Raw genomic sequence first — 7,500 nt, forward strand, 5'->3', positions numbered from 1 at the left:
CAGTCATCGGCTCCGCAGGCCCTACAACCAGCGGACGTATGGATGCCTATGCACCCACAATGATGTCTGTGGGAGCAAGAGGAATGATCGGAAAAGGTGCCCGCCTTCCGGAAGTAGTAGACGCCATGAAGAAATATGATGGTGTATACTTCGGAGCTATCGGCGGTGCAGGTGCGCTTCTTGCAAAATGCATCAAAAAGGCCGAACTGATCGCCTATGAAGATCTGGGAGCAGAAGCACTTCGTAAATTGTATGTAGAGGATATGCCTCTTGTAGTCATCATTGACTCAGAAGGTAATAATCTGTACGAGATGGGAAAAGCAGAATATCTCAAAGAACACGGAGATAAGTAATTCTGCAGATACATAAAAAAATAACTTCCATATGCTGTAGACATACAGTATATGGAAGTTGCTTTATATAGCCAAAATTATATATATATATTGTATCCAATATATAAAAATCATATATACAATAATATGAATTATATCTTTTACATTTGACCTATAAACGTATAACATGATAATCAGGGTCAGGGACCCGCCAAACATAAGAAAGCAGCGATTTACGCAGTAAATCAGCGGATTTCGAATGTTTGAGAAAGACGGTAAAAGAATAAAGGCAGTTATCCGTACAGGAGATAACTGCAAATAAACTTGAACGGGGAAAATCATGAAAGATCATAATCAACACGAAATACAAATGTCGGAAGCCTTTTTAAACAGTGCGTTCCTGGCACTGTCAGGAGGTTTTCAGGATGCTTACACCTATAATGCAAGAAACGAAGTATTCTGTAATGCACAGACAGGAAACGTCGTTCTTATGAGCCAGCACTTTATGGCAGGGGAAGTGACTGCAGGACTGGGGTACTTCTTTCCTATTATTTTCTTTGCACTGGGCGTATGGGTTGCGGAGAAAATACAGGCAAATTATAAATATGCTCAGAAGCTCCACTGGCGGCAGGGTGTTCTGTTGGCAGAAATCCTGATCTTATTTACAGTAGGTTTCCTGCCAACCGAATACAATATGCTGGCAAATGCCATGGCATCTTTCGCCTGTGCAATGCAGGTACAGTCCTTCCGCAAGGTAAATGGATATTCCTATGCAAGTACTATGTGTATCGGTAATTTGCGCAGTGGTACAGCTGCGTTGTCAGTTTATTTTCGTGAAAAAAAATCAAAACAGCTAAAACAGGCGATGTATTATTTTGGAATCATCCTTATGTTTGCCTTGGGTGCCGGCATTGGTGGAAATCTGTCCATACGCTATGGAATCAGAATGATCTGGGTTTCCTGTGGATTCCTTATGATCAGCTTTCTGTTGATGTTTATAGAAAAATATAAGCATTTCCATGAGGAACATGAAATTAAATAATGCAGCCATTTCCAGAAAGGTCATTGAGAAGAAGATAATATTCTTTTCAATGATCTTTTTTTGTTTTGATATTGCTATTAAATTAACAACCCTGTTAAAGAAATTGCTTTTCATTTATATACATTTATGAATACTATACATCTATAACAAATTGTTATAAATTAATTTCAGAAAATTTCAAAAATGATATTGTGCAAAACAACTATATAATGTATAATATCAACAGCACATATGTTAAAAATAACTAAAGCTGCGTGGGAATCGATATATCGGTACTATATTAAAACCGATGTATCAAAATTACTATTTAAGGAGGGAACCGAATGTTAGACCAGTCTTATTACAGAAAAGCGGATGAGATCATCGAGCACTACGGACGTACAGCAGCATCGCTGATTCCGATCATGCAGGATATTCAGGCGGAATATCGTTACCTGCCGGGAGAATTGCTGACTTATGTAGCGAAAGAAATCGGAGTAAAAGAAGCCAAGGCCTACAGTGTAGCCACATTCTATGAGAATTTTTCTTTTGAGCCGAAAGGGAAATATGTCATTAAAGTGTGTGACGGAACAGCCTGTCATGTGAGAAAATCCATGCCTGTAAAAGAGGCTTTGATGAAGGAACTTGGACTGAGCAACAAGAAACACACTACAGATGACATGCTTTTTACCGTAGAAACAGTATCCTGTCTGGGTGCATGTGGACTTGCCCCCACACTGACTGTCAATGATGAAGTACATCCGAAGATGACTCCTGAGAAAGCTGTAGAACTTTTGAATAAACTGAGAGGAGAGTGCGTATGAGTATTAAGAGTAAAGAAGACCTGTTAAATAAGCAGGCTGAAGTAAATGAGCAGATTAAATCTTATACCTGCCGCGTTCTTGTCTGTTCAGGTACCGGATGTATCGCATCCGGAGCGCAGAAGATTTATGAAGAGATGTCAGTACTCTGTGAGAGAATTGATGGAGTAACAGTTGAAATGCAGAAGGATGTGCCTCATGTAGGCGTGATCAAAACAGGGTGCCAGGGCTTATGTGAACTTGGACCTCTGATGAGAATTGAACCATATGATTATCAGTATGTTCACGTACAGCCGGAAGACTGTAAGGAAATTGTGGAGAGAACTATATTGGAAGGAAAACCTGTAGAGAGGCTGTTTTATCGAGATAATAATACAGTCTGTCCACATCCTGATGATATTCCTTTCTTAAATCAACAGACACGTATCGTTCTTGAAAACTGTGGAAAAATCGATGCGGAATCTATCGAAGAGTATATTGCTGTGGGAGGCTATCAGGCACTTGCAAAAGTGATGGGAAGTATGTCCCCGCAGGAAGTTATTGATGAAGTAACTAAATCCGGGCTTCGCGGTCGTGGCGGTGCAGGATTCCCGGCAGGCAAGAAATGGTCTCAGGTTGCACGCCAGGCAGAGAAAACCCGCTATGTTGTATGTAATGGTGATGAGGGTGATCCCGGTGCATTTATGGATGGTTCCGTCATGGAAGGTGATCCATATAAGATGATCGAAGGTATGACTATTGCAGCCTACGCAGTCGGTGCGGAGAATGGATATATTTATGTTCGTGCAGAGTATCCTCTTTCTGTAAAGAGACTTAGGATGGCGATTGAACAGGCAGAAAAATATGGCCTGTTAGGTGATAATATTTTAAATTCCGGTGTAAACTTCCATTTACATATCAACAGAGGTGCCGGAGCTTTCGTATGTGGAGAAGGTTCGGCACTTACCGCATCTATCGAGGGTAACAGAGGTATGCCTCGTGTAAAACCGCCCCGTACAGTAGAGAAAGGTCTGTGGGGTAAGCCTACAGTTCTTAATAATGTAGAAACCTATGCTAATGTACCGAAGATTATTCTTCAGGGAGCAGACTGGTTCCGCACCATCGGTACAGAGGGAAGCCCCGGAACTAAAACCTTCTCACTGACCGGTTCTATCGAGAATACCGGTCTGATAGAGGTTCCTATGGGAACCACACTCCGCCACATTATCTATGATATCGGTGGTGGCTTAAAGAGTGGCGCCGCATTTAAAGGTGTCCAGATCGGCGGTCCGTCCGGCGGATGTCTGATCCTTGACCAGCTGGATGCACCTCTTGATTTTGATTCTGTCAAAAAATTAGATGCGATTATGGGATCCGGTGGTCTGGTAGTTATGGACGAGAATACCTGTATGGTTGAGGTTGCCAGATTCTTTATGAACTTCACCCAGCGTGAGAGCTGCGGTAAATGTGTACCGTGCCGTGAGGGTACCAAACGTATGCTGGAGATCCTGGAGAGGATCGTAGATGGAAAGGGTGAGATGTCCGATCTGGATGAGCTGGAAGAGCTTGCAAATATGGTTCAGAACATGGCTCTGTGCGGACTTGGCAAGAGTGCACCTCTTCCTGTTATCAGTACTCTCAAACGCTTCCGCGATGAATATGAGGAACATATCCGCGATAAGAAATGCCGTGCAAAAGTATGTACTGCTCTTCGTCAGTTCCACATCAACCCTGAGTTCTGTATTGGCTGCGGTAAATGCGCAAAGAACTGTCCGGCAGGTGCGATCTCAGGTAAGATTAAACATCCATATCACATTGATAACGACATCTGTATCAAATGCGGTGCATGTAAGGACAACTGTAACTTTGATGCAGTATATGTGGAAGCATAGAAGGGAGGATACACTATGGGCCATATGATAATTGACGGTAGAAAGGTAGAATTTACCGATGAAAAAAATGTCCTGTCTGTCATCCGCAAGGCAGGGATCAATATTCCGACACTGTGCTACCACTCAGAGGTATCCACTTTTGGTGCCTGTCGTTTATGTACAGTTGAAGACGAGAGGGGAAAAACATTTGCCTCATGTTCTGAACAGCCAAGAGATGGAATGGTGAAATCCTACACCAATTCCGGAAGAGTCAAGAAATACAGAAAACTAATTGTAGAATTATTGCTTGCAGCACATTGTCGTGACTGTACAACCTGTGTTAAGAGTGGTGAGTGTGTCCTTCAGGAACTGGCACACAGGCTGGGCGTACAGACAATCCGTTTCAAAAATACCAGGGAATATCATGAGTTGGATACAAGTTCTCCTTCTCTGGTTCGTGATCCAAACAAATGTATTCTGTGTGGTAACTGCGTACGTGCCTGCGAAGAACTTCAGGGAATCGGAGCTTTAGGATTTGCATTCCGGGGAACTGAGGCCATGAGGTAATGCCTGCATTTAACAAAAAAATCGCAGAGACAGAATGTGTAAACTGCGGTCAGTGTCGTGTATATTGTCCAACAGGTGCTATTGCGATCAAGACACATATGGACGAGGCATGGGAAGCACTTGCTGATCCGAATATACGTGTAGTTGCTCAGATTGCTCCTGCAGTACGTGTCGCAGTAGGTGATCATTATGGACTGACCAAAGGTAAGAGTGTTATGGGTAAGATTGTCAATGCTCTCCACAGAATGGGATTCGATGAAGTTTATGATACTTCATTCAGTGCTGACCTTACTATTATGGAAGAGAGTGCCGAGTTCCTTGACAGAATTAAGAAGGGTGAGAAACTTCCGCTTCTTACTTCCTGCTGTCCTGCATGGGTGAAGTTTATCACAGACCAATACAAGGAGTATATTCCTAATCTTTCTACCTGCCGTTCTCCACAGGGAATGCTCTCAGCAGTAATCAAAGAGTACTTCCGCGATCCGGAACATGCCGGCGGCAAGAAAACAGTTATGATTTCTATTATGCCATGTACAGCCAAGAAGGCAGAAGCAGTTCGTCCGAACAGCTTCACAGACGGTGAACAGGATACAGATATCGTTATTACAACTACAGAGCTGCTCCGCATGATCGATAACTTTGGGCTTGACTTTGCAACTCTTGATCCGGAAGCCTGTGATATGCCGTTTGGCTTCGGCTCCGGTGGTGGTGTTATCTTCGGTGTTACAGGAGGTGTTACAGAAGCAGTTCTCCGCCGCCTGACTCCGGATCACAGCAAAGAAACCATGCATGAGATCGCAGAATGCGGTGTTCGTGGAGATGAGGGAATCAAGGAATTTACAGTTCCTTATGAAGGAATGAACCTTAATATCTGTGTTGCCAGCGGCCTTGCAAATGCAAGAACCGTTATGGAACAGGTTAAGAATGGTGAGAAAGAATATCATCTGATCGAGATCATGGCATGTCGCCGCGGATGTATCATGGGTGGCGGACAGCCGACAAGATCCGGCGACAGAACCAAAGCTCTGAGAGCTAAGGGCCTGTATAATGCAGATAATACAACTATCATTAAGAAATCCGATGAAAACCCGTTAGTTCTGGAACTTTACAACGGACTTCTGAAAGGCAAAGAGCATCATCTGCTTCACAATGATTCCTATTAAGGAACATCTGTGATGCCTGACAGTAACAATATGTCATTACTGTTCACTCCGTTCACAGTAACGTAGCCAAAATTCATTCCAGATTGCCTGCGGCAATAGAATTTTGGCTTGTATGTCTCGGGATTTTGGCATATTCATGCCAAAACACCTCGCGGGATAGTGGTGTGTGAACAGTAACAATATGTCCAAATGATAAATAGAATATTTTAAAGCTTCCTTGCATATTTTATAACAATACATGAAGGTTATGTGTAAATATGCAAGGGGGCTATTTTTATGGAAAATTTTCAGGTGTATCGTGATATCCAGGCCCGTACAGGGGGAGATATATACATAGGGGTCGTAGGACCTGTCCGCACAGGAAAATCTACATTTATCCGCAGATTCATGGAACTTGTTGCATTGCCACAGATGTCAGATACAAAGCAGGCAGAGATCAGAGATCAGCTTCCTTTAAGCGGATCAGGCAAAATCATCACCACAGCAGAAACAAAATTTATTCCCAAAGAAGCAGTTCCCATCACTCTCGGAGAAGATCAGCAGGTAAAGATCCGCCTGATCGACAGTGTGGGTTTTCTGGTAAAGGGTGCATCCGGGCAGACGGAGGACGGGAAAGAACGAATGGTAAAAACTCCCTGGTTTGAGCAGGCAATCCCATTTCGCGAGGCCGCACGCATCGGAACACAGAAAGTAATTCAGGAGCATTCCACAATAGGTATTGTGGTCACAACTGACGGAAGTTTCGGTGAACTTCCCAGAGACAATTTTTCGGAGGCAGAAGAGAAGGCTATTCAGGAACTGAAAAAACAGCAGAAACCATTTATCGTGCTGGTAAATTCGCAGATGCCATATAAAGATGCGGCTCTGAAAACAGCGGAAGAAATCCAACAGAAATATAAGGTAACTGCTCTGACAGTAAACTGTGACCAATTGAGAAAAGAAGATATTGCCAGGATTCTGGAGAAGGTTTTATATGAATTTCCTGTCAGTCAGATTCAGTTTTTTATTCCGCGCTGGGTAGAAATGCTTCCCCTGGAGCATGAATTAAAACAGCAGATCCTTTCACAGATCAGGGATAAAATGAAAAGTATGCAGCATATACGTGATATCACAAAGGAATCTGTAAAATTATCCGGACCTTATGTACAGGATTCCCTTCTGGAAGATGTAGGCTTATCCGATGGAACAGTAAAGGTAAGAATACGCATAAAGGAAGAATATTATTACAGGATGCTCAGTCAGATGAGTGGAATCGAAATGGAGAGTGAATATGAACTGATCCATACAATGCAGGAACTGGTACATATGAAAGAGGAATATGTAAAAGTGCAGGCTGCACTGGAAGCAGTGCGTGGAACCGGTTATGGTGTGGTTGTCCCGAATCTGGATGAGATTGAGATCGCACAGCCTGAAGTGATCCGACAGGGGAATAAATATGGAGTAAAGATCAAGTCAAAGAGTCCGTCTATCCATATGATAAAGGCAAATATAGAAACTGAAATTGCTCCCATAGTAGGAACGGAACAGCAGGCAAAGGATCTGATCCAGTATATTGATGAAGGCAGCCAGAGGGGGGAGAGTATCTGGGAGACTAATATTTTCGGTAAATCCATTGAGCAGTTGGTACAGGATGGCATCCGAAGCAAGATTGCAGCTATCAGCGAAGAAAGCCAGGTAAAGCTTCAGGATACCATGCAGAAAATTGTCAATGACAGTAAGGGCGGGCTGGTGTGTATTATCATATAG

The 7,500-nt window shown here is 43.1% G+C and carries 5 protein-coding genes and 1 pseudogene; all 6 read left to right on the forward strand.

Features of this window, described 5'->3' with window-relative positions; translation table 11 throughout:
• A partial coding sequence (locus tag AC075J_RS14135) for a fumarate hydratase C-terminal domain-containing protein (RefSeq protein WP_476390449.1) occupies positions 1-353 on the forward strand: 353 nt, incomplete at its 5' end.
• Between the two features lie 319 nt (positions 354-672).
• Positions 673-1,374, forward strand: a complete 702-nt coding sequence (locus tag AC075J_RS14140) for a YoaK family protein (protein WP_022380687.1) — start codon at positions 673-675, stop codon at positions 1,372-1,374.
• 323 nt (positions 1,375-1,697) lie between these two features.
• On the forward strand, positions 1,698-2,177 hold the full coding sequence (locus tag AC075J_RS14145) for a complex I 24 kDa subunit family protein (protein ID WP_008703034.1): 480 nt from the start codon (positions 1,698-1,700) through the stop codon (positions 2,175-2,177).
• Entirely contained in the window at positions 2,174-4,045 is a 1,872-nt protein-coding gene (locus tag AC075J_RS14150) for an NADH-quinone oxidoreductase subunit NuoF (RefSeq protein ID WP_022380689.1), read from the forward strand. Before AC075J_RS14145 ends, AC075J_RS14150 begins: the two co-directional genes overlap by 4 nt.
• Positions 4,046-4,060: 15 nt before the next feature.
• A pseudogene (locus AC075J_RS14155) lies at positions 4,061-5,754 on the forward strand ([FeFe] hydrogenase, group A).
• 276 nt (positions 5,755-6,030) lie between these two features.
• The gene (gene spoIVA, locus AC075J_RS14160; RefSeq protein ID WP_055052811.1) at positions 6,031-7,500 is read left to right on the forward strand and encodes a stage IV sporulation protein A; all 1,470 of its coding nucleotides are present in this window, start codon (positions 6,031-6,033) and stop codon (positions 7,498-7,500) included.

Source organism: Blautia sp. ZXY-1-C6 (genome assembly GCF_056339875.1).

What these genes read in the sequence shown, in the direction of transcription:
- AC075J_RS14140 (WP_022380687.1), top strand. Translation starts at nt 673, where the DNA reads ATGAAAGATCATAATCAACACGAAATACAAATGTCGGAAGCCTTTTTA.
- AC075J_RS14145 (WP_008703034.1), top strand. Translation starts at nt 1,698, where the DNA reads ATGTTAGACCAGTCTTATTACAGAAAAGCGGATGAGATCATCGAGCAC.
- AC075J_RS14150 (WP_022380689.1), top strand. Translation starts at nt 2,174, where the DNA reads ATGAGTATTAAGAGTAAAGAAGACCTGTTAAATAAGCAGGCTGAAGTA.
- spoIVA (WP_055052811.1), top strand. Translation starts at nt 6,031, where the DNA reads ATGGAAAATTTTCAGGTGTATCGTGATATCCAGGCCCGTACAGGGGGA.